Source organism: Streptomyces sp. NPDC002018, assembly GCF_042890865.1.
Classification (GTDB): domain Bacteria; phylum Actinomycetota; class Actinomycetes; order Streptomycetales; family Streptomycetaceae; genus Streptomyces.
In genome coordinates, this window is sequence record NZ_JBIASO010000017.1 from 137,866 (window position 1) to 163,343 (window position 25,478).

Consider the following 25,478-nt stretch of genomic DNA (forward strand, 5'->3'; position numbering starts at 1 on the left):
CGGGAGCACCCGCCGACCGCCGTGACCAGGCCCCTCGCCGCCCCGTCACCCGGGCCGCGTGGGCTCAGCGCAGCGCGCAGGTGTTCACCACGTCGCCGGTGGCGGGCTTGGCCACGGTACGGCTCGCCGGCGGGGCCGCGCCGCGCTCCACCCACTGGGTCAGTGCCTCGAACGCGCTCCGGTAGCAGGGCAGGATCGGGCGCAGCCGGTCCGGATGGGTGTCGTACAGACCGTCGACATGCGTACCGCCCTCGATCGTGTAGTAGCGGTGCAGCCGGGTCCGGTGCTGGTCGTCGATCATGCGCGTGTACACGTCCGAGTCGGTGGCGATCGGCAGCAGGGTGTCCAGCGAGCCCTGGAGCGTGATCATGGGCTTGCCGATCCTGCCGGTCAGCGCGACGCGCTCGACGGCCCGGTGCACGGAGCGCGGCCGAGAGGCGTAGTCGTACGAGGCGTCCGAGGCACAGGGCGCCAGGATCTCCGCCGTGGTGGAACCGGCCGACGCTCCGGGGCAGTGGGTGTCGTACGTGGGGTCGAACTCGGCCCGGTACACCTTCTGGGTCAGGCCCCAGTAGGCGCTCTGGTGATAGGGCCAGAGGAACTCACTGCCCGGCGCGAATCCGGCCGCGTACATGTCGTCGGCTCCCGCGCCGCCCGCGCCGTACGCGACGGTGGTGGGCAGATAGGTGAGCAGATTGGGGCCGCCGGCCGTCCAGAGCACGCCTTCCCAGTCCACGCCGCCGTCGTACAGCTCGGGGTGGTTCTCCAGCTGCCAGCGGGTCAGATAGCCGCCGTTGGAGGTGCCGGTCATATACGTACGGCGGGGGGCGTGTCCGTACGCGCGCTGGACCGCCTTCCTGGCGGCCCGGGTCAGTTCGGTGGTGCGCCGGTTCCATTCGACGACCGCGTCCCCGGGCCCGGTGCCGTCGGTGTAGAAGTCGGGCCCGCTGTTCCCCTTGTCGGTGGAGGCGAAGGCATAGCCCTGGGCCAGCACCCAGTCGGAGATCAGCGGGTCCAGCGAGTACTGCTTGCGGGTGCCGGGCGCGCCGGTCACCACGAGCCCGCCGTTCCAGCGGTCGGGCAGCCGGATCACGAACTGGGCGTCGTGCTTCCAGCCGTGGGTGGCGTTCAGCCGCGAGGAGTCGGGGAAGTAGCCGTCGATCTGGACACCGGGCACGCCCGTGGGGTTCTTGGTGCCCTTGGCGAAGAGCGGGGACCAGTCGGTGGAGTCGGTGTACTCCGTGCCCGCCAGGGCGGTGCTGGTCAGATCGGGCAGACAGGCCGCGGTCTGGAACTGCGCGCCGGGCACGGAGACACGCTCGCGGTCGGCACAGTGCGGTGGCGCCGTACCGGCCTTCCCCGAGCGGGCCGCGTCCGGGGCGGAAACGGGGGCGGCGGCGCCGGTCGCCGTGACCGCCAGCAGCATGGCCGCCAGCACGGTGACGCCTGTTCTCACGCGCATGGATGTCCTCCGGTTGATGTCCGCGTACGGACGGCCCGGACCTCGGCCCGGTCGGCCCGCCGTTGCCATGGCGCACATCGTCAGCGCCCCCGGTGAGCCGGACCATGTGGACGGCCCATAGTTCCCAGCCGCGGAAAGTAGCGCGGGCACCCACCCCGGCCGTGCGAGGACCGGAACGGATGGGCACGGCCCACACAAGGCGGCGATGTCTGTGGTGCGGTCGCAGCGCTCTCCTGGCCGCCCCGGGCGGGGCCGTACGGTCAGACCGCGCTGAGACGTTCGTGCACGACCTCCATGGACGGAGGCAGCAGGTCCGCGCCGGTGGTGACGACGTCCTCCGGCAGCCGCACGGTGCGCAGGGAGAGCACCTGCGCCAGGGTGCTGACATCGATACGGGGATGCAGGGTCTCGATCGTGAGCGAGCGCAGCTGGGGAAAGCTGTGCAGCCACCCCCAGGTCCGCCCCATGTCCGCCTCCACCCACAGATGGGTGAGCCGGTCGCCGCGGCACGAGTTGACGAAGTCGGGGGTCGTGAACTCCCCGGAGATCTTGATGCGGGAGCGACCGCCGAAGCTGTGCAGCGCGCGCAGTTCACGGAGGTTGGAGACCGGGAAGTAGAGGTTGTCCTCGGTGAGGTGCGCGACGACCTCCTGACCGTAGGTGTCGGTGTCGAACCGGCTCCAGGCCCGCACCAGTTCGGAACGGACCCGCAGATCCTGGTGGCCCCGGTACTGGGCCAGGACCGTGATCGCGGCGTCCGTCGCGATACGGGTGGCGGTGAGCACGGTGAAGTACGCCTCGTCCGCGTGCGACGCCTCCTCGGCCGCCGTCCGTTCGCCGCCCGGTGTGCCCTCGCCGTGCGCCGGCTCCCGGGGTCCCGGCAGCAGATCGAGGACGACCGGGCCGACCTCGGTCAGCGCACGGGCCTGATCGGCCGAGCGCGGGGGGATCAGCTCCGCGGCCCGCTGCTGCACCTCCGCGCGTACGGCGGGGTCCAGTTCGGTCGCGTGTTCAAGGCAGGCGGCGGCCAGCAGATGGAGCCGGTTCATCCCGTGGGGCGAGGCGTCGTCCCGTCGGATGAGCCCGGTGAGCAGCCGGGTGCGCTCCGTGGGCCGCGCGTGGGCGACGGCCATTCTGATGACGTCCTCCCACTGGTCGAGATGGGCGTTGGCGATGAGGAAGTCGAAATCGAGGCCCTCCACGGCGGCTTTGGCCCCGAGATAGTCCTGGAAGGTCCGGTGGATGAAATCCATGGAATCCGCGCTCGGTTCACGCAGCAGACCGCTGCGGATGAGCAGATGCCGGTAGATTTCCTCCGCCGTCCCCTGTTCCGCGACCTTCGGCATGGTCGGCAGGGCCTGGCTCAGGAGTTCGATCGCGTCGGTACGGTCCATCTCGGAACGGCCGTTGCGGATCATCCAGTACGCCAGTTTCTGGATCAACTGGATATGGTGCGCCTCGCTGATATGGATCGACCCGGACTTGTAGACCCCGCGTTCACGGTCGCGCCGGAAGAGCAGCATGGAAAGGGCCGCGTCATAGATCTCCTTGCGGCCTTCCGGCAGATAGCCGCGGCGGTCCTGGTGGAGCGCGCAGATCAGCCCGCACATCAGCGGATTGGTGGCGAGCCTGCCCAGGTCCTGTTTGGCGCGTACGGCCCGCAGCAGTTCATTGGCGTACTGGTCACTGATACCGGCCGCCTTGTGCCATCGCTTGATGAACTCGGCGACATTGTCCCGGCTCATCGGCGCGAGGTCCATTTCGGCGAAGTCGTCGCTCAGCAGCCAGTGTTCGCGTACGGCCGACGGCCTGGAGGTCACGAGCCACCGGTTGCCGGGGTAGGTGCCGATGAGTTCCTGGAGCCAGCGGCGGGCGTCGCTGCGGTCGTCCTCGGGTATCTCGTCGATCCCGTCGATCAGGATGAGCCCGCGCCCGGACCTCAGCACCCGGTCGAACCACCCCGAGGGCTGGAGGCCGGCGATGGGGCAGTCCACCGCGGCGAGGAACTCGTCGGGCGCGGGGAGGGTGGCGCCGCCCCTGGTCAGGGTGCGCAGCGGAAGGACGAACGGAACGAGTCCGTAGAGGTAGAGCAGATGCTCGTCGAGCGACTTCCGCGCGGTGGAGACCGCCAGCCACTGCACGAGGGTGGTCTTTCCGGAACCCGCCACTCCGCGCAGCAGCACACGGTTGCGGCCCGCCAGCACATGGTCGGCCGGGAGCAGCGCGGGGACGGCGTTCGGGGCGTCACCCGCCGCGTCCAGACTCAGATACGCGGTGTCGAGGCGCCAGGTCTCCGGCGAACCGGACAGATCCAGGCCGAAGATGCTCAGCTTGCCGTGCTTGGCCGCGATGTACCGGGCATAGCGGTCCTCGAAGGGGCCGTCCGCCGGGGACGGCGCCCGTGCGATCAAGGCGTCGATCTTCAGGGTCAGTTCCTCGATACTGCGGCTCTGCTCCAGCAGTGTGCGGGGCACGAAGGTCGACCGCTGGGTGAAGAAATTCAGGATGTGCAGACAGGCGGTGTTCATCACGCTCGCGTGGAGCGTGACCGCGTCGGCCGACAGTCCGAGTGTGGCCGTGTTGCTCTGAGACCTGAGATGCCGCGACAGACCGAGATGGCCGAGCCTCACCGCCTGTACGTCGTCCATGTCGAGCGTTCCCATGACCCGTAGGGAATCGGCCACGGCATTGGCGACGGCCCGCTTCTCGAAATTGGGCAACAGCTCTTCCACACCGGTCGACTGCGCGGCCCGCCGGACCAGTTCCTCCGCGATCTTGTGCAGATCCTTGTCCGAGAGCGTGCGTTTCTCGCCCCGGAAGGAGATGAGCCGGGAGAGACGCACCGGCTTGTCGACCAGTCCGGCGCCGGGGCCGTCCGGCAGAAAGAGTTTTCTGATCAGCGGACTCACCACGCTCGACGCGAGACGCGCCCCGATGACGGCGGGTTCCATCTGCTCCCCGAGGTGTGTGCGCACGGCAGGTTCGGCTGACTTCGCGCCAGCGTAGGACATGGCCGCGAAACATTTCGAGGAGTTCACTCAATGCCGTGATTTCCGCGCGTAGTTGGTCCCGGCGGGGCGAAAAGGTGCTCCGTACGGGCCCGGTGTGCCACGCCGTACGGGCAGCCCCGCCGGGCGGCGCGAAGACCGGCCGGCCTCCGGAGCCGGGGGCCCGGGGTGTGCCGTACGGCGTGGCACCCGCGGCCCGGCGCGTGCGGCGGGGCACCGTTCGACATCGTGTGCGGGCGGCCGACGGCCCGCGGGCCGGGATCCGGGGGCATTGGTCCATGTGGACGAGGCCCGGCCCGTGCCCTCCGGGAAGGCGCCGGAGGGAGCCGCCGGACGCCTCCCCGCCCGTGGTACCGGGACACGGACGCGTTTCGGGCCCCCGCCGGCCGGGCCCGGGGGCTGCGCCAGGTGGCGGCGAGGTTGATCCATGCGGGTGGAGGTGGCAGCCGACACGATCAAGGAAAGGCCACCGCACGGAACGATTCAGCTATCGTCCGACACGTACGTCGGTCCGCCCCTGAGTCGACAAGGAGGTCGCGAGGAATGCCTCAGCTCCCGTTCCCCGCGCCCGCTGTGAGCGTCAGTCAGAACCGCCCGCTCACCCCTCGCTCACGCAGGACCCGGCAAACGACGGAGCGCCCCACCCTGGTCTGAACCAGTGGGGCGCTCGCATACAGGTCGGATCGTTTCCTCGAACGTCCGTCCGCGTGGGGCGGGTGGGACTCGAACCCACGGCCGACGGATTATGAGTCCGCTGCTCTAACCGGCTGAGCTACCGCCCCTAACGGCGCGTCGCGCACATTTGTGCGCGCCGTCTGCCGCAGCATAGCCGCTCATACGATCTCCTGCCTCGGATGGTCGGCATCCTCCGACCTTGAGGACTTCGCCGTGCGCTGCCCGGTTCCAGGAATGGCGTAGAACAGACGAAAAAGGACCCCGGAGGGGCCCTTCTCGCTCTTCTGCTCCCCCGGCTGGACTCGAACCAGCAACCCTCCGGTTAACAGCCGAATGCTCTGCCAATTGAGCTACAGGGGACCGCGCTCCCCCGACTGGACTCGAACCAGTAACCTGCCGGTTAACAGCCGGCTGCTCTGCCAATTGAGCTACAGGGGATTGCTGCGTGTGCACCGAACGTACCTCCCCGGGTCCTCCCGGGCGGCGCGCGCTCGCTGCGACACATACATTAGCGCAAGCAGGGGGGTGTTCCGCCAATCGCTATCGACCCGGGTCACGCCGGGTGATCCCGGCCCCCCACGGGGTAGGCGGAGGGCAGAGACCGACGGTCCGCCGCCGACACCGGCGGCCGGGACACCAGGGAAGGGTGGCAGCCATGCGGTACCGGCTCACGTTCATGGCGGGACTGGCTTGCGGATATGTCCTGGGCGCGCGCGCCGGACGCGAGCGGTACGAGCAGCTCAAGAAGTCGGTGCGCGAGGTGTCCCAGAACCCGGCCGTGCGCAACGCCGCCGAGTCCGCCGCCCAGACCGGGCGCGAGGTCGCGGGCAAGGCGTACCACTCGGTGAGCGGTGTCGTGGGGGACCGGGTCCCGGACTCCGTGGCGCACCGGGTGCGCTCCCTGCGCGAACGCAGCCAGAACGGCCAGGACGACTGGGGAACCAGCAACACCTGACCGGCCCTGACCGGCCCTATACACCCCGCGCCGTCCCGGCCGCTTCCGCCGCGCCGCGCGTGCGGCAGAATCGGGTGTCATGGGAATAGTCGCCGGGTTGGACAGTTCGTCCGGATTCACACGCGTCCTCGTCTGTGACGCCGACACGGGTGCCGTGCTGCGGCAGGGGTACGCGCCGCATCCGGTCGACCCGAAGGCCACCGAGGTCGACCCTCAGGCCTGGCTTCTCTCCCTCGGCGAGGCCGCGTCCGGCGGTCTGCTGGAGGGGGTGCAGGCCATCGGCGTCTCGGCGCAGCAGCACGGCATGGTGGCGCTGGACCAGCAGGGCAATCTCGTACGGCCCGCCCTGCTCGGCAACGACAAGCGCGCGCAGGTCGCCGCCGCCGACCTGGTCGACGCGCTGGGCGGGCGGCAGGCCTGGGCCGAGGCGGTCGGCTCCGTACCGCAGTCGGGTCAGCTCGTGGCGAAGCTGCGCTGGATGGCGCGGACCGAGCCGGAGGCGGCGCAGCGCACCGCGCTGGTGCTCCAGCCGCACGACTGGCTGGTCTGGCAGCTCCTGGGCCGTCCGGCACGCAGGACGACCGACCGGGGGGCCGCGTCGGCGACCGGCTACTGGTCGGCGCGTACGGGCTCGTACCGCCCCGATCTCGTGGAGCTGGCGCTCGGGCACCAGGCCGCGCTGCCCGAGGTGCTCGGTCCCGCCGACGCCGCGGGCACCACACCCGAGGGGCTGCTGATCTCCGCGGGGACCGGCGAGACCATGGCCGCCGCCTTCGGACTGGGGGTGGCCGTCGGTGACGCCGTGGTGTCGCTGGGGGCGTCGGGCTCGGTGATGGCCGTCCACCACGAGGCGCTCGCCGATCCGGCCGGCATGATCACCTCCTTCGCGGACGCGACCGGGATGCATCTGCCCGTGGTCCACACACTGAACGCCGTCAGAGCCCTGCGCGGCACGGCGGAGCTGCTGGGGAGCGAGGATCTGGCCGAGCTGTCCGCGCTGGCGCTCAAGTCCACACCGGGCTCGTCGGGCCTGGTGTTCCTGCCGTATCTGGAGGGCGAGCGGACCCCGCAGCTCCCGCACACGGCGGGCACGCTGACCGGGCTGCGGCGCGAGTCGATGAAGCCGGAGCATCTCGCGCGGGCCGCGTTCGAGGGGATGCTCTGCTCCCTCGCGGACGCGATGGACGTGCTGCGCGGGCGCGGGGTGGAGGTGCGCCGGGTGTTCCTGCTGGGGGCCGCCGCCGAGCTGCCCGCCGTACAGGCCCTCGCCCCGGCGGTCTTCGGGGCGCAGGTGGTCGTACCGCAGCCCGCGGACTACGCGGCGCTGGGCGCGGCGCGGCAGGCGGCGTGGGCGCTCGGGGTCTCGCGCGGGTCGCTCGGCCCGCACGATCCGCCGGCCTGGCAGGGCGCGGCGGCGCAGGTCTTCGAGCCGGGTGAGGACGCGGCCGTCGGCACGGCGGTCCGCCAGCAGTACCGGGCGACGCGTGAGCAGATCCACCCGGGAGCGTTCGGCCACGGAGCCTGAGCGCGGGGGCCGAGTGCCCGCGTCCGAGCGCCCGCGTGCCAGCGCTCACGTGTGAGCGCCCGCGTGTGTGCCGACGTGTGAGCGCCGGGGTACGGGGTGCGGCGGCGTGTGTGCGACCCGGTCGCGCGGGCGGGCCCTGGGGGCTTCCCCGCGGGGGTCCTTCACGGGCCCGTACGCCCGCTCAGGGATCGCTCCGGCCCCCGCCCGTCGCCCCCGGGACCGGGCCTTCCGCGACGGCCCGGGACGGACCCTGTGCGGCCTCGGCGGGGGTCTCGGCGAGGGGCCGTTCTTGACCGGTCCTTGGACATAAACCCGTGGGGATCCGTGGGGGGCGTGCCCCAAGATGGGGTCTGACCCCCCGATCTTCTTGCGGACCCCGTCCCGCCGCCGAGCCCGAGAGACCCCGCGTGCTGCTACGACTTCTGCGAGCCCATCTCGCCCCGTACAAGAGACCAATAGCCCTGCTGGTGGCGCTCCAGCTCCTCCAGACCTGCGCCTCCCTCTATCTGCCCACCCTCAACGCCGACATCATCGACAACGGTGTGGTGAAGGGGGATTCGGGCTACATCCTGGAGTTCGGCGGCATCATGATCGCCGTCAGTGTGATCCAGGTGATCTGCAACATGGGCGCCGTCTACTACGGCGCGCGGACCGCCTCGGCCCTCGGCCGGGACGTGCGGGCCGCCATCTTCGAGCGGGTGCAGAGTTTCTCCGCGCGTGAGGTGGGTCACTTCGGAGCCCCCTCGCTGATCACCCGCACCACCAATGACGTCCAGCAGGTGCAGATGCTGGTCCTGATGTCGTTCACGCTGATGGTGTCCGCGCCCATCATGTGCGTCGGCGGCATCATCATGGCGCTCGGCCAGGACATCCCGCTCTCCGGCGTGCTCCTCGCGGTCGTGCCGCTGCTCGGAATCTCCGTCAGTCTCATCGTCAAGAAGATGCGGCCGCTCTTCCGCACCATGCAGACCCGCCTCGACACCGTGAACCGGGTGCTGCGCGAGCAGATCACCGGCAACCGTGTCATCAGGGCCTTCGTCCGCGACGAGTACGAGAAGGGCCGCTTCCGGGAGGCCAACACCGAGCTGACCGATGTCGCGCTGTCCACCGGCCGGCTGATGGCGCTGATGTTCCCGACCGTGATGACGGTCGTGAACCTGTCGTCGATCGCCGTCGTCTGGTTCGGCGCGCACCGCATCGACAGCGGCGGGATGGAGATCGGCGCGCTGACCGCGTTCCTCGCGTATCTGATGCAGATCGTGATGGCCGTGATGATGGCCACCTTCATGTTCATGATGGTCCCGCGCGCCGAGGTGTGCGCCGAGCGCATCGAAGAGGTGCTGGACACCAGGTCGAGTGTCGTACCGCCGCAGAACCCCGTGACGGAGCTGCGCCGGCACGGGCATCTGGAGATCCGGGGCGCCGAGTTCCGCTTCCCCGGGGCCGAGGAGCCCGTACTGCGGGATGTGTCCCTGGTCGCCAGGCCCGGCGAGACCACCGCGGTCATCGGCTCCACGGGCAGCGGCAAGTCGACGCTGCTCGGGCTCGTACCCCGGCTGTTCGACGCGACGGGCGGGGAGGTGCTCGTCGACGGTGAGGACGTACGGCGGCTCGAACCGGAGCTGCTGGCGAAGGCGGTGAGCCTCGTCCCGCAGAAGCCGTATCTCTTCTCCGGGACGGTCGCGACGAATCTGCGCTACGGCAATCCCGACGCGACCGACGAGGAGTTGTGGCACGCGCTGGAGGTCGCCCAGGCCAGGCAGTTCGTCGCCGGTCTGGAGGGCGGGCTGAACGCGGCCGTCGCCCAGGGCGGTACGAATGTCTCCGGCGGGCAGCGGCAGCGGCTCGCGATCGCGCGCACCCTGGTGCAGCGGCCGGAGATCTATCTCTTCGACGACTCGTTCTCGGCGCTGGACTACGCCACGGACGCGGCGCTGCGCGCGGCGCTGGCGCGCGAGACCGCGGAGGCGACCGTCGTGATCGTCGCCCAGCGGGTCTCCACGATCCGTGACGCCGACCGGATCGTGGTCCTGGACGAGGGCCGGATCGTCGGGGAGGGCCGCCACCACGAGCTGATGGCGGAGAACGAGACATACCGGGAGATCGTTCTCTCCCAGCTTACCGAGGCGGAGGCTGCCTGATGAGCGGTCCTGGCGGACGCATGATGATGGCGGCGGGACCGGCCCAGCGGTCCACGGACTTCAAGGAGTCGGGCAAGCGGCTGCTGCGGCTGCTCGCCGTGGAGCGGATCACCCTGGGGTGGATGCTCGCGGCCGGGGTGCTGAGCGTGGCGCTGTCGGTGGTGGGGCCGAAGATCCTCGGACAGGCCACGGACCTGATCTTCGCCGGGGTCATCGGCCGGCAGACCCCGGAGGGTGCCTCCAAGGCGCAGACCGTCGAGGGGCTGCGGGCCAAGGGGGACGACGGGCTCGCCGATCTGCTCTCCGGGGTGGACTTCACCCCGGGCCACGGCATCGACTTCGGCGCGGTCGGTGAAGTGCTGCTGGTGGTGCTGGTGATCTATGTGGCCGCCGGGCTGCTGATGCTGGTCTCCACCCGGCTCTCCATCCGGGTCATCAACAACACGGTGTACCGGATGCGCGAGGAGGTGCAGGCGAAGCTGTCGCGGCTGCCGCTGTCGTACTTCGACCAGCAGCCGCGCGGCGAGGTGCTCAGCCGGGCCACGAACGACGTCGACAACATCTCGCAGACCTTGCAGCAGTCGATGGGACAGCTCATCAACTCGCTGCTGACGATCGTCGGCGTGCTGGGGATGATGTTCTGGATCTCGCCCCTGCTGGCGCTGGTCGCGCTGGTGACCGTACCGCTGTCGGTGTTCGTGGCGGCGAAGGTCGGCAAGAGGTCGCAGCCGCAGTTCGTCCAGCAGTGGAAGGTCACCGGCACGCTGAACGCCCATATAGAGGAGATGTACACCGGGCACTCGCTGGTGAAGGTCTTCGGGCGGCACAACGAGTCGGCCGAGCTGTTCCGCGAGCAGAACGACCAGCTCTACGAGGCGGGCTTCAAGGCGCAGTTCAACAGCGGCATCATGCAGCCGCTGATGCTCTTCGTTTCCAACATCAACTATGTGCTGATCGCGGTCGTCGGCGGGCTGCGGGTGGCCACGGGCACGCTGTCGATCGGCGATGTGCAGGCGTTCATCCAGTACTCGCGGCAGTTCTCGATGCCGTTGACGCAGGTCGCGTCGATGGCCAATCTGCTCCAGTCGGGCGTCGCGTCGGCCGAGCGGATCTTCGAGCTGCTGGACGCGGTGGAGCAGGAGGCCGACGCCCCGGCCGTGGAGCGGCTGCGTCAGCCCCGGGGACGGGTGGAGATCGAGCGTCTCTCGTTCCGCTACGAGCCGGAGAAGCCGCTGATCGACGATCTGTCGCTCTCGGTGGAGCCGGGACAGACGGTCGCGATCGTCGGTCCGACCGGCGCGGGCAAGACCACGCTGGTCAATCTGCTGATGCGGTTCTACGAGGTGACCGGCGGCCGGATCACCCTGGACGGCATGGACATCTCCCGGATCTCCCGTGCGGAACTGCGCTCCGGGATAGGCATGGTCCTCCAGGACACCTGGCTCTTCGGCGGCACGATCGCGGAGAACATCGCGTACGGCGCCTCGCGCGAGGTCACCCGGGAGGAGATCGAGGAGGCGGCGCGGGCGGCCCACGCCGACCGTTTCGTCCGGACGCTTCCCGACGGCTACGACACCGTGATCGACGACGAGGGCTCGGGGGTCAGCGCCGGGGAGAAGCAACTGATCACCATCGCGCGGGCGTTCCTGTCCGACCCGGTGATCCTGGTGCTCGACGAGGCGACCAGTTCGGTCGACACCCGTACCGAGGTGCTGATCCAGAAGGCGATGGCGCGGCTGGCCCACGGCCGTACGAGCTTTGTGATCGCGCACCGGCTCTCCACGATCCGGGACGCCGACGTGATCCTGGTGATGGAGAACGGCGCGATCGTCGAACAGGGCACGCACGACGAGCTGCTGGCGGCGGAGGGCGCGTACGCGCGGCTGTACGCGGCCCAGTTCGCGCAGGCGGTCGTCGAGGTCGACTGAACCGGCAGGTGCGGCCGGGGCGTTCGGGACCGTCCGGGCGCCCGGCGGCGTCCGGACCGCGGGTGCTCGGGGCCGTCCTGGTGCTCGGGGCCGTGTCCGTATCGTCCTGGGGCGGTACCGCGGGGAAGCGGTACCGCCTTCGGGCGGTCGGACACGGCCCTGTCTCAGTCGAGATAGCCCCTGAGCTGGTCGGCGAAGGCGTGGTCGCGGAGTTTGCCGAGCGTCTTGGACTCGATCTGGCGTATGCGCTCACGCGTCACCCCGAAGATCCTGCCGATCTCCTCCAGGGTGCGGGGCCGGCCGTCGACCAGTCCGTACCGCAGTTGGACCACCTTGCGTTCGCGTTCACCGAGGGTGGAGAGCACGGCCTCCAGATGCTCACGCAGCAGCAGGAAGGCCGCGGACTCGACCGGTGACGCGGCGTCGCCGTCCTCTATCAGATCACCGAGCGCGACATCGTCCTCCTCGCCCACCGGGGCGTGCAGGGAGACCGGTTCCTGGGCGAGCCGCAGCACTTCACCGACCCGCTCGGCGGTCAGATCGAGCTGCCGCGCCACCTCTTCGTGCGTCGGCTCGTAGCCGCGCTCCTGGAGCATTCTGCGCTGCACCCGTACGACCCGGTTGATCAGCTCGACCACATGGACCGGGACCCGGATCGTCCGGGCCTGGTCGGCCAGCGCCCGGGACATCGCCTGCCGGATCCACCAGGTCGCGTAGGTGGAGAACTTGTAGCCGCGGGCGTAGTCGAACTTCTCGACCGCCCTGATCAGGCCCAGGTTTCCCTCCTGGACGAGATCGAGCATGGTCAGGCCGCGGCCGACATAGCGCTTGGCCACCGAGACGACGAGCCGCAGATTCGCCTCGATCAGCCGCCGTTTGGCCATTCTGCCGAGCACGACCAGCCGGTCGAGGTCCAGCGCGAGCCGGGAGTCCAGATCGGACGCGCCGCTCAGCTTCTCCTCCGCGAAGAGACCGGCCTCGACCCGGCGGGCGAGATCCACCTCCTCGACGGCGGTGAGCAGCGGGACACGGCCGATCTCCCGCAGATACTGGCGGAAGAGATCGGAGGAGGGCCCGCCCGCGTCGGCACGGCTGCCCCGCCGTGCCGGGGGCTCGGGCACGGAGGGCACCTCCACGGGGTACTCGATCAGGGGCTCAAGAGCCAGGTCGGGCGCGGCTGCCGCCGTCTCCGGGTGGTGGGCGGCACGGCTCTGGGACGGGATCGCCGCCGCGAACTCGCCGGGCGGCAGGTTCGGGGGCGCGGTCAGGGTCGGCATCGGGGTCCGGGTCTGCACGGGGGGCGACCTCCAGGGTGATCGCTGCCGGTTCGGGGGGCGTACGGCAGCGGGACGGAGGCGGCCGGGCCGTGCTCCGTCCCGTACACGATGAGCGGATCCGCGGGGGGTGGGGCGCCCACCGTCGGCAGGCGGCCGCGCTCCGGTAGAACTCAGGCACCACAACCCAGTGTGGGGTACGACACATGACTGTCACGAGGGGCGTGCGGCGACTTTCTGCGGCCCGTACGTAACCGTGCCGTTACCCAGGGGGGCGGCCGGGGTCCTACAGCGCGTCGGCGCCGCGGTTGCGCAGGGACTGGCCGTACTGCTGGAGCACCCACAGCTCGTTCTGCACGGCGGCGAGATGGTCGGGCTCGGCGTGGGTGCCGAGCCGGGTCAGGGTGCCGGTGACATCCCGGACGCGGCGGTCCACGGCGCGCAGCCGGACCTGGACGAGCTGCTCCCCCGCGTAGGTCTCGTCGATCGTCTTGCCGTGGAACACCTCGACCGCCAGCTCGGTGACCATGGCGCGCACCGAGTCGTTCGGCGCGGCCTCACGGACCCGGGCCAGATACTCCGGGGCGGAGCGCAGTCCCTGCTCGGCGCCGCCCGCCTCCGCTATGGCACGGCGTACGGCGGCGTAGGGAGGCGCGGTGAACTCGTCCTCCCCGTAGGCGTCGAAGGCCGGGGAGACCAGTTCGGGGCGCTGGAGGGCGAGCTTCAGCAGCTCGCGCTCGGTGCGGTGGGCGGGACTGCGGAGATGGAGCGCGGGGCCCGAGGGGCCGCCGCCGCCCGCGCCCTGACGTGGTCTTCCCTCGCGCTCCCCGCCCTCGTACTCCTGGTTCTCGTACGGGCGGCCGCCCGCGCGGGAGCCGGGCGCCGGCGCCGGACCCCGGCCGCCGCGGTCGCGCGCCCAGCGCGCCACCTGCGCGACGCGCTTGACCACGAACTGGGTGTCGAGGATGCCGAGGATGCCCGCGAGCTGGACCGCGACCTCGTGCTGCGAGGCGCCGTTCTTGATCCGGGCCACGATCGGCGCGGCCTCGTCGAGCGCCGCCGCGCGGCCCGCCGGGGTCTCCAGGTCGTAGCGCGAGACGATCTGGCGGATCGCGAACTCGAAGAGCGGTGTGCGCGGTTCGACCAGGTCCTGTACGGCCTCGTCCCCCTTGGCCAGCCGCAGTTCGCACGGGTCCATATTGTCCGGGGCGATGGCGATATAGGTCTCCGCGGCGAACTTCTGGTCGTCCTCGAAGGCGCGCAGCGCGGCCTTCTGGCCGGCCGCGTCCCCGTCGAAGGTGAAGATCACCCGGGCGCTGCCGTTGTCCATCAGCAGCCGCCGGAGGATCTTGATGTGGTCGCCGCCGAAGGCCGTGCCGCAGGTGGCGATGGCGGTGGTCACCCCGGCGAGATGGCAGGCCATCACATCGGTGTAGCCCTCGACCACCACGGCCCTGCTGGACTTGGCGATGTCCTTCTTGGCCAGGTCGACGCCGTAGAGGACCTGGGACTTCTTGTAGATCGCGGTCTCGGGGGTGTTCAGATACTTCGGACCGTTGTCGTCCTCGCGCAGCTTGCGCGCGCCGAAACCGACCACTTCGCCCGAGATGTCACGGATGGGCCACATCAGCCGGCCGCGGAACCGGTCGATCGGGCCGCGGCGGCCGTCCTGGGAGAGCCCGGAGAGCAGCAGTTCCTTGTCGGTGAAGCCCTGGCCGCGCAGATAGCGGGTGAGATGGTCCCAGCCGACCGGGCTGTAGCCGACACCGAAGTGCTCGGCGGCCGCCTGGTCGAAACCGCGCTCCGCGAGGAACGCGCGGCCGGTCTCGGCCTCGGCGCTCCCGAGCTGCTCGGCGTAGAACCGGGCGGCGATCCGGTGCGCCTCGACCAGCCGCGTACGCTCGCCGCGCTGGCTCGCCGGGTTGTAGCCGCCCTCCTCGTACCGGAGGGTGATGCCCGCCTGGGCGGCGAGCCGCTCGACCGTCTCGGAGAAGGAGAGATGGTCGATCTTCATCACGAAGGCGATGGTGTCCCCGCCCTCCTGGCAGCCGAAGCAGTGGAAGAGACCCTTGCTCGGACTGACCTGGAAGGAGGGGGACTTCTCGTCGTGGAAGGGGCAGAGCCCCTTCAGATTGCCGCCGCCCGCGCTGCGCAGCTGGAGGTACTCGGACACGACGGCGTCGATCGGGACGGCGTCCCGCACCGCCTTCACGTCGTCATCGTTGATCCTGCCTGCCACGCGTGAATACTACGGGGGCGCGGGGACACGGCAGGGACACACCTGGGCCCGGTCCGGTCGTCAGGCGGGGTGGCCGCCGAGGGAGGCGAGCGGGACGCTCGGGTCGGCGAGCGCCTCGGGGTCCTGCGGCGCACCGGAGCGGATCAGCCGCTGGATGTCCTCGGTGACGTCCCACACGTTGACGTTCATCCCGGCGAGCACCGTGCGGTCCTTCAGCCAGAAGGCGACGAACTCCCTCTTTCCGGCGTCGCCGCGTACGACCACCTGGTCGTAGGAGCCCGGCGGTGCCCATCCCGAGTACTCCAGGCCCAGGTCGTACTGGTCGGAGAAGAAGTAGGGAACGCGGTCGTACGTGACGTCCTGGCCGAGCATGGCGCGGGCGGCGGCCGGGCCTCCGTTGAGGGCGTTGGCCCAGTGCTCCACCCGTACCCGGGCGCCGGACAGCCCCGCGCCCAGGCCCGTGAGCGGGAAGGCCGCCACATCGCCGGCCGCGTAGATGTCCGGGTCGGAGGTGCGCAGCGCGGCGTCCACGACGATGCCGCCGCCCTGGGCCCGGTCGGCGAGAGCGAGGCCCGCGGCCTCGGCGAGCGCGGTGCGCGGGGCGGCGCCGATCGCGGCGAGCACATCGTGGGCCGGATGCTCCTCGCCGTCGTCCGTAAGGGCCGACAGGACCATCCCGTCCTGGCCGGTGATCTCGGTCAGCCGGACGCCGAAGTGGAACCGTACGCCGTGCTCCTGGTGCAGTTCGGTGAAGAGCTGGCCCAGCTCGGGGCCGATGACATGGTGGAGCGGGGTCGGCGCGGACTCGACGACGGTGACCTCGGCGCCGTAGCCACGGGCGGCGGAGGCGACCTCCAGACCGATCCAGCCCGCGCCCGCGATCACGAGATGACCGTTGTCACGGCCGAGGGCGGCCAGCGTCTGGCGCAGCCGGTCGGCGTGGGCGAGCCGGCGCAGATGGTGGACCCCGGCCAGCCCGGTGCCGGGGATGTCGAGGCGGCGCGGTTCGGCACCGGTGGCCAGCAGCAGCTTGTCGTACCGGACGGAGGTGCCGTCGCCGAGATGCACGGAGCGCAGTTCCCGGTCGACGGAGGTGACGGTCTGGCCGAGATGCAGTTCGACCTCGGCCTGGGCGTACCAGGCGGGCTCGTGCACGAAGACGCTGTTCCGCTGGTCCTTGCCGGTCAGATAGCCCTTGGAGAGGGGCGGACGTTCATACGGGTGGTCGCGCTCGTCACCGATGAGGATCACCCGGCCGGTGAAACCCTCCGAACGAAGGGTTTCCGCGGCTTTCGCCCCGGCCAGCCCACCGCCGACGATGACAAAAGTCTGATGTGCGTCGACCACTTGATGCCTCCTCTTCGCGCTGCCGCCATCTGCGAGCGTCCCGCACGGAGCGTGATGGCGAAAGAGGGAGCGCTCCACGGGTGTGTATCACTGATGTGATCTGGCTACTTTCGTACAGGCGCGGGCCGGGAGCGGTGAGGCATGAGGAGGCGCATGTCGCTGATCCGCGAGCGTCACCCGGGCCGGGCGGGCGGCGCTCAGGAACGGGCGGTCAGCCCCGTGTGCAGGGAGCGGGCCGCCGCGTCGGTGAGGGACGCGATCTGGTCGACCAGGACGCGCTTGCGCGCCCGGTCGTCGGCGGCCGAGTCGAACAGCGCGCGGAACTGCGGGTCCAGCCCCTCCGGCGCGCGGGCCGTGAGCGCCTCGGCCAGCTCGGCCAGCACGATCCGCTGGTCGGCGCGGAGCATCTCCTGTTCGGTCCGCTGCATGACATAGCGGTCGGCGACGGCCTTGAGGACCGCGCACTCCAGCCGGGCGGCGCGCGGGACGACCAGCTCGGCGGCGTACCGGGTGAGCGGGCCCGTACCGTACGCCTGGCGGGTCGCGGTCTCGGCGGCCAGACAGAACCGGCCGATGAGCTGGCTGGTGGCGTCCTTGAGGCGGGACTGCGCGACGGCGGAACCGTCGTAGCCGCGCGGCCACCACTCCTGCGCCATGAGCCGGTCGAGCGCGGCGGACAGCTCCCCCGGATCGGTGTCCCACGGCACATAGCGGCCGATCGCCACCGTCCAGATCTCGCGCCGTTCGGTCGGGGAGGTGAGCGCGGCGGGGTCGACATGGCCGGCGTGCAGACCGTCCTCGACATCGTGGACCGAGTACGCCACGTCGTCGGACCAGTCCATGACCTGCGCCTCGAAGGAGACACGGTCCTTGGGCGCGCCCTCGCGGGCCCAGCGGAAGACGGGCAGGTCGTCCTCGTACACCCCGAACTTCACCGAGTCGGGCCGGGTGGGATGGGCGCCGCGCGGCCAGGGGTATTTGGTGGCGGCGTCCAGGGTGGCACGGGTGAGATTGAGCCCGACGCTGACCGGATCGCCCGTCTCCTCGAACCGGACGAATCGCTTGGGCTCGATACGGGTGAGCAGCCGGAGCGACTGCGCGTTGCCCTCGAAGCCGCCGCAGTCCGCGGCGAAGTCGTTGAGCGCCTGCTCGCCGTTGTGGCCGAAGGGCGGATGGCCCATGTCATGGGCGAGACAGGCCGCCTCGACGAGGTCGGGGTCGCAGCCGAGCGCGGCGCCCAGTTCCCGGCCCACCTGGGCGCACTCCAGGGAGTGGGTCAGCCGGGTACGGGGACTGGCGTCCCACTCCCGGCCCTGTGATCCGGGGGTCACCACCTGGGTCTTGCCCGCCAGCCGGCGCAGCGCGGCGGAGTGCAGCACGCGCGCGCGGTCGCGCTGGAACGCGGTGCGGCCGGGACGTTTGTCGGGCTCGGGGGCCCAGCGCTCGGTGGACCTGTGGTCGTAGCCGCCCGTGGGTGTGGCGATGTGCGGAGGGGTGGTGCCAGTGGTGCCTGCCATGCACCGAAGGTAACCGGAAGCGGGGGGCGTACGGGGGTCTGGGGATGGCGGACAGCAGACAGCGGACAGCGGACAGCGGAGGTAAGCCTCAGCGGACAGCGGACAGCCGGGCGATGTCCCGGGGCCCGTTACGCACAGGCGCGCGGGAGGCCCGGAAGCGCCACGAGGCCTAGAGACACGAGGCCTGGAGACACGAGGCCTGGAGAAGGGTGAGCCGGCGGTGGGTGGTCCCGTGCGGGGCGGTGAGCGCCTGGTCGTAGCGGTGGAGCAGCAGCCGGGCCATCGCCGGGTGCGCGCCGAGCGGCTCCGCGGCGATCCAGGGCGCGGCGGCGGCGCTGCGGGCCGCGAAGTGTCCGGGCGCGGTGAAGTACGAGGCGACCGCGGTCCGGTGGTGGCCCCGGGCGGCGAGGGCGCGGAGGGCCTCGGGGACGGTGGGCGACGCGGCGGACGCGTAGGCCGGGACGACCGGCACACCCCCGAGGCGCTCGCTGAGCAGGTCCGCGGTGCGCCGGGTGTCGGCGGCGGACTGCGGGTCGCGCGATCCGGCGGCGGCCAGGACGACGCCGGCGGCGCCTCGCCTCGTGCGGGTCCCGTGGCCGGTGGCGGCGCGCGTGCCGGTGGCGGAGGGGGCGCGGTCGCGCTCATTGGCGTGTTCGCCGTCGGGCTCGTTGGCGTGTTCGCTGTCGTCCATACGCCAGCCCGCCTCGACGAGACGCGCGTACAACGTCTCGACCAGCAGCGGATGCGGACCGAGCGGGGCGGCGATCCGGACGTCGAGCCGGGGCGCGGACGCGGCGGCGGCCGGGAGGTCCCGTTTGATGTGGACACCTCGGCTCAGCAGCAGCGGCACCAGGACGGCACGGCCGGTGCCGAGGCCGGCGAGGGTGTCGGAGAGGAGGGGCTCGTCGATCTCGATGTGGCCGAGCCGTACGTCCACGCCGGGGCGCAGCTCGCGGACCCGGTCGAGGAGCGTCCTGATCGTGGCCAGGCTACGCGGATCACGGCTGCCGTGGGCGACGACGACGAGGCTGGGACCGGCGGGCGGTGGCCCGTCGTCGTACTTCCGGTATTCCCGGTCCTCCCGGTCCTCCCGGTACTCCCGGTACTCCCGGTATTCCCGGTACTCCCGGTGTTCAGGGTCCGGGTAGGGCGAGTCCGTCATGCGCCCGATCCTGCCGGGGTCCGGTTGCCGGGCCGTTGCACCGGGGGTGACACGGGTTTTCCACCACCTCACAGGCGGCGCGGGGGCGTTGTCAGACCCTTCTCCTACTGTGAGGCCCGTTCGGAACCGGAAGGTCGGGGAGGGGTCCTGCCATGGGCTGGATCGAAACGTCGGGCGGGTATGCCGTCGCGCTGGACGGCACACGGGTGCTGTGCCGCAACGCCGCGGGCCGCACGCTGAAACAGGTGCCGTCGAAGCTCAGGGACGACGCCGAGGTGGTCCGGCTGCGGCAGTTGGCGGAGTGGCTCGAACGGCACGCGCGGGAGTGCCGGGAGCAGGTGGACACCTGGCTGGTGCGTTCGCTGCCGGTTCCGGTGGCGCTGCTGGCGCGGGTGTGGCCGGATCCCGCCTGGCAGTCGGTGCTGCGGGATCTGGTGGTGGCGCCGGTGGCCGCCGACGGTTCGGCCGACAGCGCACGCGCCGGGTTCCTGCGGGACGCGGATCCAGTGCGGGGGCTGGGGATCGTGGATCTGGACGGCGACTCGGTGCGGCTGGATCCGGCCGAGGTGGGCACGGTGCTGATTCCGCACCCGGTGCTGCTCGAAGATCTGGCGGAGCTGCGGGAGTTCGCCGCCGAGCTGGGGGTGGAGCAGGGGGCCGAGCAGCTCTTCCGTGAGGTCTGGCGGCGGCCGGACCCGGTCGGGGAGGCCGGAAAGGCCGGGGAAGCCGGGAAGGGCGGCGAGGCCGGGAAGGCCGGGGGGAGCGCGACCGCGCAGGAGTGGCGTGCGTACGCCCATGGGAAGTTCGCCCAGCTCCGGCACGCCACGACCCGCGCGGTCTCGCTCGGTTACCGGGTGCGCGGCGGCTATGCCGTGTGCCCGCTGGTGGAGAACGGCCGGCAGCTGGAAGCGGCGTACTGGGTGGGGGACGACTATCCGGACGGGGAGACGCTGACCGGTTCGCTGGAGTGGCGTGACCCGGCCGGGCGGCGGCTGCCGACCGCCGAGGTGGGACCGGTCGCCTGGTCGGAGGGTGAGCGGATGGCCGCGCTGGTGTACGCGGGCCGCGTGGTCGAGAACGACGAGGAGGGGGCGCTGTGAACGGGCGACTGGCGGGCGGAACGCTGCCGGACACAAAGGCACATGACGGCCAGGCGCATGACGGTCTGGCACGTGACGGTCAGAAACGTGACGGCCAGGCGCATGACGGTCTGGCACAGGACCGGAAGACGCGGGACGGACAGACACAGGACGGCCGGGCGCGGGAGAAGGAGCTGCTGGAGGCCGGGGCGGTGCTGCCGCTCGGTGGCGCCGAGGGCGACACGCTGACGGCACGCGCGTACGGACATCCCGCGCTGGACGATCGCGCGGTGGTCCGGCTGGTGCCCGGGGCGATCGGCGCGGCGGAGGATCTCGCCCTGGAGTATCTGGGGTTCGGCGCGGCCGAGGCCGTCGAGGTCGGCCGGGTCAAGGGGCAGTCGCTCGGCTTCCCCGCCTGGGCGCTCGTGCACGACCCGGCCAACGGCCATCACGCGCTCGCCGTGGTCAAGGAGATGGAGCGGCTCACCCGGCTCGTCGCCACCAAACCGGGGCTGGCGAAAGAGGGGTTCGACGAGATCGGCGAGCGGCTGGACCGTTCCGTACCGCACTTCCTGCCCACCTACTACGAACAGGTGGCACGGCTCTTCCTGGCGGTCGAGTCCCGTCAGCACGCGTCCGTGTTCTTCGGCAAGGCGCGGGCGGCCGAGCAGCGGCACGCGCTGGCGGTGGACGAGGAGCGGCTGCGGGAGGTCTTCCTGGAGTTCGCCGGGGCCGGCGCGCTCACCGGCAAGGCCCTGCGCGAGCACGCCAAGGGGCTGACGGACCGGCTGTCGTCCGCCGAGGCGTACGGACAGTTCAAGGCGGTCTCGCTGGAGCGGTGCGCGGCCGGACTCCCCCCGTACGCGGGCATGCTGGAGGATCTGCGGCGCCTCGCGAAGGGCGCGGGGCTGGACGCGGCGGCCGAGGAGCGGGCGCTGCTCGCGGAGATCATCCACACCGGCCCGATGAACCGCGCGGCGGCGAGCTTCTGGAAGTCGGCGCTGCCCGCCCTGCGGGCGGTCGCGGCGCAGGACCGCGCGGTGCGGGAGCGGCTGCTGGCGCTGCTTCCGGCCACGGGTGGTGACAGCCATGAGGAGTTCGACGCCTCCTGGCTGGCCCTGCTGGAGCAGTGCGGGGCCGTCGAACTGCTGGTGGACGGCACGGTCCCGGCCGCCGAGTGGCTGTCCGCGTGGGCCAGGCACCGCCAACGCGGCTGGCGCACCTCCAAGCGGCTCTCCGCCGAAGTGTCCCTGGTGGAACGGCTGGTGGAGCGGCTGGTGGCGGACGGCACACCGGTGAGGCTGCTCAGCGCCCACGGCCGGCGCGTCGAGGCCGACCTGGATCTGCTCGACGCCTGTCTGGCGTGGGGCGTGCCGGTCACCGGTCCTCCGGAGAACGCCGGAGGGCTGAATCTGGACGACTGGCTCGGCGACGGGCGGGAGGGGCGCAGGGATCTTGAGGCGCTGACCTCCGACCCACGGTTCGGCCCGCTGGTCCGCAAAGGCGTGGAGCGGCTGGCCGAGCAGAGCGACGGCGCGGAGCGGCTCGGCCGGATCACCGGTCATCCGGCGCTGCGCACCGCGCTGGTGGACTGGCTGGGCGACCGGGCCGACGATCTGGCGCGGCCCCTCGGACTGCCCGAACTGGACGGCCTGCTGACCCGGCTGGCCCGCTTCTCCTCGCCGTCCGTGCTGGCCACCGCGCCCGAGGCGGTGGGCCGTATCACGGCGTTCTCCCCCGCTCCCGCCCTGGCGCGGACGCTGCGGGCGGGCATCCTCGACGAGCTGGGCTGGCCCGCCCTGGAGGAGGCGCTGCCGGGGCTCGGAAAGGTCGACCCGAAGGCGTCGGGTCAGCGTTACGGCTACCGGAGCGACAGGTGGTACCGGGTCAGGGACGCCTGGCCGGCCCTGCTGGTCCGGGTCGGCACCCAGGTCGCGGCGGTCGGGCCGACGGCCGTGCTGGACCGGCGCGTCCTGCCCCTGCCCACGAAGTCGGTCCAGACCTGGGACACGACCACGGTCCGCTATGCCGGCGGCCAGTGGCTGATCGCCAACGGGCAGGGGGACGACCGGCGGGCCCTGTGGTCGGGCCGTCCCTCCGAGGTGTTCACCCCCACGGGCGCGCTGCACGACCACTGGACCGACTCCCAGATCCCCTCGCTCGAACTCCCCGACGGCGGGCGCTGCTACGGCGGCCGGCCCGTGTACGCGGGGGACACCTCGTTCGCCGAGGAGCGCCGCAAGGTCGCCTCCGACGGTATCTCCGTCTGGGTGCTGCACGAGAGCCGGTGGTGGGAGTACGACCCGGGCTCGGCCCGCAGGGGCCGGGTGTCGGTGCCCGCCTTCTTCGACTCGGCGCTGGCGGAGGGCGGCGTACGGCTGCTGGAGCGGGCCTGCCGGCTCCTTCCCGTACGGCCCGGACTGGAGTCCTCGCCGTTCGGCACGAAGGACGGTCTGCTCGGCTGGTGGGTGACGTACGACCCCGAGAGGCGGACGCTCACGGCGTGTTCGGTGGACGGCAGCCGCAGCCCCGCCGTGCCGATGCCGCCGGGCGCGCGCGTCGAGCACGTCAGCCACGGCATTCCCGTACCGCCGATGCGGCTGCCGGGCGGGGCCGTGCTGCATCCCCGGGAGACCTCCGGCTTCTCGGCCTCGGTCTCGCTGTACGACACCGAGGGCGTCCTTCTCGCCCAGGTGGAGGAAGGCGCTCGCGGAGGCGTGTACGCGGCGGGCACCCCGCTCGTGGCACCGCTGGGCCACTGGCACGCGCTGCGGCCACGGGACGAGCGGGGCTCCGACGCGCTGCGCGCGGTGACCGAGACGCACGCGCGGGAGCTGCTGGCGGCCGTCGCCGGGGGGACGAAGGCGGCCGCGGCCGTGCGCCGGATCCTGCCGGAGATCACCCACCCCGCCCTGGTGGCAGGCGTGGCCGGACTGGTGTCCGAGGCGGCCGGCCACAGCAGGCGGATCGGCACGCTCGCCGAGCGGGCCGCACCGGGACGGCGGGACGACACCCCTCGGGGGACCGAGGTCACCCACGCCCACGACGAGATCCTGGGACACGCCTACCACGGCTTCGCACGTCCGACCTACCGGTACTACTACCAGCGGGTGCCGAAGGGCAGCGCCACGATCCTGGAACAGGTCCGGCTGCTCCCCCGGCTGCTGGCGCGGGACGCGGTCCCGGAGCGCCTGGCCGTCAGGAACGCCGGCAAGGGATGGGTGAACCTGTGCGGCACCGGGATGGCGGCCCTCGCGCTGCGTGCCGCTTCCCCCGCCACCTCCGGCGAACACCGGTCCGCGCTCCTGGAGTTCCTCGACGCGGCACTGACCGTGGAGGCCGGCGGTGACGCGCTCCTGATCGACCCGCGCGGGCGGCTGCGGACGGTGGAGCTGCGGATCCCCGGGGGCTCCGAGACCAAGCGCACCGGAGAGGTGCGGCACGCCGGGGAGCGGCGGTTGCTGGTCCTCGGCCAGTTGCGGGAGGAGGAGAAGGAGGCGTACTGGCACTGCGTCGAGTACGACCCGGCCGGGGCCTTCGGCGGCTGGGACGGCTGCACGGTCGTCGAGTCCGAGGTGCTGGGCGCGGCGGACGACCCGGTCAGGGCGCCGGCGGTACGGCGGCTGGTGGAGCTGGTGCGGGAGCGCGGGCCGCTGCCGTACCGCCCGGAGCGGGCGGCGGACTTCGCGGACCGGGTCGGGATCATCCCCGCGGCGGCCGCCCTGTTCCATCTCGGCTCCCTGGGGCCGAGCGGTTACGGGAGCCAGGAGACGGTGTCGCCGGAGTATCTGGAGCCGCTGGGCGCGAAGAAGGCCGAGGCGCAGGTGGCGGTCTCCACCCTGACCACGCTGAGCATCGGGGAGCGGAAAGCGTTCACCGCCCTGCTGCTGCCCGGTGAGCCGGAGCGGGTCGCGGATCTGTGGACCACGGGCTTCGCGATGGAGCCGCTGGTGAGCGCCTGGACGGCGGCGCGTGGCAGGCGACGGCCCACCCCGGCCTCGCTCATCCGTCCGATGGTGGCCGAGATCGGCGGCGGCACCGTCGTGAACGATGTGCTCAATCCGGAGTGGCAGCCGCAGCTCACGAGCCGTACCGAGCAGCGCATGGTCGACGGTGCGCTGGAGCCGGTGGATCCGCGGCTGGTGCTGACGGGGTCCTCGCTCAACTCCATGGTCGACGTGGTGCGCTGGCTCGCGTACCGGCTGCCGTACGGCGACCCGCTGCGGGCGGTCCTGCCCGTGACGGTGCGGATGCTGCGGGAGCGGCTGGCCGACCCGGGGCTGCTGCTCGATCTGGGGGTCAGCCGGGACTCCGCCTACGACCCGGTGTCACCCCGGCTGCGTGAGGCCTTCGGTCTGGGGCCCAAGCGGGACACCGGCGAGAAGGAGATCATCGAGCTGTCGTCGGCGCTGGTGCTGACACCGACGCGGTACGGACGGGACTGGGACGACGTCTGGGTGCGGCCCTCGGCCCTGCTGCCGGCCGCCGGTGCCGGTGCCGGTGCCGGTGCCGGTGGCACGGGTGGGAGTGGCACGGACGAGGGCGGGGTGGACGGGGGTGGTCCCGACCATCCGGATCTGAGACTGCTGGCGGCGACGGCGGGGGCGGTGCCGTCGCTGGAGGCCCTGCGGACGCTGCTCGGCGAGGAGTTCATGGAGCTGGTCACGGCGGACGGCCCTCCCGGCGCCCAGCAGGACCCGCTGCACAGCGTGCCGAAGCTGGTGGGCGAGGTGGTGGAGCGGTGCGGGCTCTCGGAGGACGCGGCGGCGCTGTATCTGATGCTGCTCGCCCTGCCCGACCCGACCGACCGTCACCAGGCCGCCTGGACGGGGTGGAAGCCGGCCCGGCTGAAGAAGGCCCGCGCCGAACTGGCCGCCACCGAACTGGTGGTGGAGGCCAAACGGGCGCGGGCGGGACGGACGCTCTTCCTGCCCGGCGGCTGGCTGGAGCAGCAGACACCGCGCCTGCCCACGGAGAGCTGGAAGACGGCCCTGGTGCCCTGGCACCGGCCGTGTTTCGTGGTGCCGGACCGGCCGGTGCCCGCGCTCTTCGAAGCGGCGTGGCGACGGGTCGTCGAGGGTGACGCACCGGGCTTCGAGGAGTTCCAGGGCCGGAGCGGCCGAGGAGGCAGGCGATGACACCGGGGACGACAGGCACAGGGGCGGC

13 protein-coding genes and 3 tRNA genes are annotated in these 25,478 nt (G+C 71.7%); 6 read left to right on the plus strand and 10 right to left on the minus strand.

Going from position 1 to position 25,478, the window contains the following annotated elements; genetic code table 11:
* Positions 1–64: 64 nt before the first annotated feature.
* From ACFYYH_RS25680 to ACFYYH_RS25700, 5 genes are all read right to left on the minus strand, one after another.
* The gene (locus ACFYYH_RS25680; RefSeq protein ID WP_388555385.1) at positions 65–1,462 is read right to left on the minus strand and encodes a tannase/feruloyl esterase family alpha/beta hydrolase; all 1,398 of its coding nucleotides are present in this window, start codon (positions 1,460–1,462) and stop codon (positions 65–67) included.
* Between the two features lie 260 nt (positions 1,463–1,722).
* Positions 1,723–4,413 (minus strand): NACHT domain-containing protein, encoded by a 2,691-nt coding sequence (locus ACFYYH_RS25685; RefSeq protein WP_388555388.1) that lies wholly within the window; start codon positions 4,411–4,413, stop codon positions 1,723–1,725.
* 765 nt (positions 4,414–5,178) lie between these two features.
* A tRNA-Ile gene (locus ACFYYH_RS25690) sits at positions 5,179–5,252 on the minus strand.
* A gap of 180 nt (positions 5,253–5,432) precedes the next feature.
* A tRNA-Asn gene (locus tag ACFYYH_RS25695) sits at positions 5,433–5,505 on the minus strand.
* A 5-nt stretch (positions 5,506–5,510) separates the two neighbouring features.
* A tRNA-Asn gene (locus ACFYYH_RS25700) sits at positions 5,511–5,583 on the minus strand.
* A gap of 217 nt (positions 5,584–5,800) precedes the next feature.
* Here ACFYYH_RS25700 and ACFYYH_RS25705 point away from each other — a divergent pair.
* The 4 genes from ACFYYH_RS25705 (at position 5,801) to ACFYYH_RS25720 (ending at position 11,694) form a co-directional block, all read left to right on the plus strand.
* Entirely contained in the window at positions 5,801–6,100 is a 300-nt protein-coding gene (locus ACFYYH_RS25705; protein WP_388555390.1) for a YtxH domain-containing protein, read from the plus strand.
* A 79-nt stretch (positions 6,101–6,179) separates the two neighbouring features.
* The gene (locus ACFYYH_RS25710; protein WP_388555392.1) at positions 6,180–7,625 is read left to right on the plus strand and encodes an FGGY family carbohydrate kinase; all 1,446 of its coding nucleotides are present in this window, start codon (positions 6,180–6,182) and stop codon (positions 7,623–7,625) included.
* 407 nt (positions 7,626–8,032) lie between these two features.
* Positions 8,033–9,766, plus strand: coding sequence for an ABC transporter ATP-binding protein (locus ACFYYH_RS25715; protein WP_388555394.1), 1,734 nt, complete (start codon positions 8,033–8,035; stop codon positions 9,764–9,766).
* Positions 9,766–11,694 (plus strand): ABC transporter ATP-binding protein, encoded by a 1,929-nt coding sequence (locus tag ACFYYH_RS25720; RefSeq protein ID WP_388555396.1) that lies wholly within the window; start codon positions 9,766–9,768, stop codon positions 11,692–11,694. The genes ACFYYH_RS25715 and ACFYYH_RS25720 overlap by 1 nt, the downstream gene beginning before the upstream one ends.
* Positions 11,695–11,858: 164 nt before the next feature.
* On the opposite strand, the gene ACFYYH_RS25725 is transcribed toward ACFYYH_RS25720, so the two are convergent.
* From ACFYYH_RS25725 to ACFYYH_RS25745, 5 genes are all read right to left on the minus strand, one after another.
* Positions 11,859–12,971, minus strand: coding sequence for an RNA polymerase sigma factor (locus tag ACFYYH_RS25725; protein WP_388555470.1), 1,113 nt, complete (start codon positions 12,969–12,971; stop codon positions 11,859–11,861).
* Between the two features lie 283 nt (positions 12,972–13,254).
* On the minus strand, positions 13,255–15,207 hold the full coding sequence (gene dnaG / locus ACFYYH_RS25730) for a DNA primase (RefSeq protein WP_388555398.1): 1,953 nt from the start codon (positions 15,205–15,207) through the stop codon (positions 13,255–13,257).
* Between the two features lie 60 nt (positions 15,208–15,267).
* Positions 15,268–16,554 carry an NAD(P)/FAD-dependent oxidoreductase gene (locus tag ACFYYH_RS25735; RefSeq protein ID WP_388555400.1) on the minus strand — a complete coding sequence of 429 codons (1,287 nt, stop codon included), beginning with the start codon at positions 16,552–16,554 and terminating at the stop codon, positions 15,268–15,270.
* A gap of 197 nt (positions 16,555–16,751) precedes the next feature.
* Positions 16,752–18,071, minus strand: coding sequence for a deoxyguanosinetriphosphate triphosphohydrolase (locus ACFYYH_RS25740; RefSeq protein WP_388555402.1), 1,320 nt, complete (start codon positions 18,069–18,071; stop codon positions 16,752–16,754).
* Positions 18,072–18,240: 169 nt separating this feature from the next.
* The gene (locus tag ACFYYH_RS25745; RefSeq protein WP_388555404.1) at positions 18,241–19,233 is read right to left on the minus strand and encodes a sirohydrochlorin chelatase; all 993 of its coding nucleotides are present in this window, start codon (positions 19,231–19,233) and stop codon (positions 18,241–18,243) included.
* 152 nt (positions 19,234–19,385) lie between these two features.
* Between ACFYYH_RS25745 and ACFYYH_RS25750 the strand changes: the two genes are divergently transcribed.
* Together ACFYYH_RS25750 and ACFYYH_RS25755 are read left to right on the plus strand one after the other, a co-directional pair.
* Complete coding sequence (locus tag ACFYYH_RS25750) at positions 19,386–20,333, plus strand: DUF4132 domain-containing protein (RefSeq protein ID WP_388555407.1); 948 nt, start codon at positions 19,386–19,388, stop codon at positions 20,331–20,333.
* Positions 20,330–25,450, plus strand: a complete 5,121-nt coding sequence (locus ACFYYH_RS25755) for a hypothetical protein (protein ID WP_388555409.1) — start codon at positions 20,330–20,332, stop codon at positions 25,448–25,450. Before ACFYYH_RS25750 ends, ACFYYH_RS25755 begins: the two co-directional genes overlap by 4 nt.
* The last annotated feature ends 28 nt before the right edge of the window (positions 25,451–25,478 follow it).

Coding starts and splice junctions, on each gene's coding strand:
- ACFYYH_RS25680 (WP_388555385.1), bottom strand. CDS start 1,462: ATGCGCGTGAGAACAGGCGTCACCGTGCTGGCGGCCATGCTGCTGGCG.
- ACFYYH_RS25685 (WP_388555388.1), bottom strand. CDS start 4,413: ATGGAACCCGCCGTCATCGGGGCGCGTCTCGCGTCGAGCGTGGTGAGT.
- ACFYYH_RS25705 (WP_388555390.1), top strand. CDS start 5,801: ATGCGGTACCGGCTCACGTTCATGGCGGGACTGGCTTGCGGATATGTC.
- ACFYYH_RS25710 (WP_388555392.1), top strand. CDS start 6,180: ATGGGAATAGTCGCCGGGTTGGACAGTTCGTCCGGATTCACACGCGTC.
- ACFYYH_RS25720 (WP_388555396.1), top strand. CDS start 9,766: ATGAGCGGTCCTGGCGGACGCATGATGATGGCGGCGGGACCGGCCCAG.
- ACFYYH_RS25725 (WP_388555470.1), bottom strand. CDS start 12,971: ATGCCGACCCTGACCGCGCCCCCGAACCTGCCGCCCGGCGAGTTCGCG.
- ACFYYH_RS25740 (WP_388555402.1), bottom strand. CDS start 18,071: ATGGCAGGCACCACTGGCACCACCCCTCCGCACATCGCCACACCCACG.
- ACFYYH_RS25745 (WP_388555404.1), bottom strand. CDS start 19,233: ATGACGGACTCGCCCTACCCGGACCCTGAACACCGGGAGTACCGGGAA.
- ACFYYH_RS25750 (WP_388555407.1), top strand. CDS start 19,386: ATGGGCTGGATCGAAACGTCGGGCGGGTATGCCGTCGCGCTGGACGGC.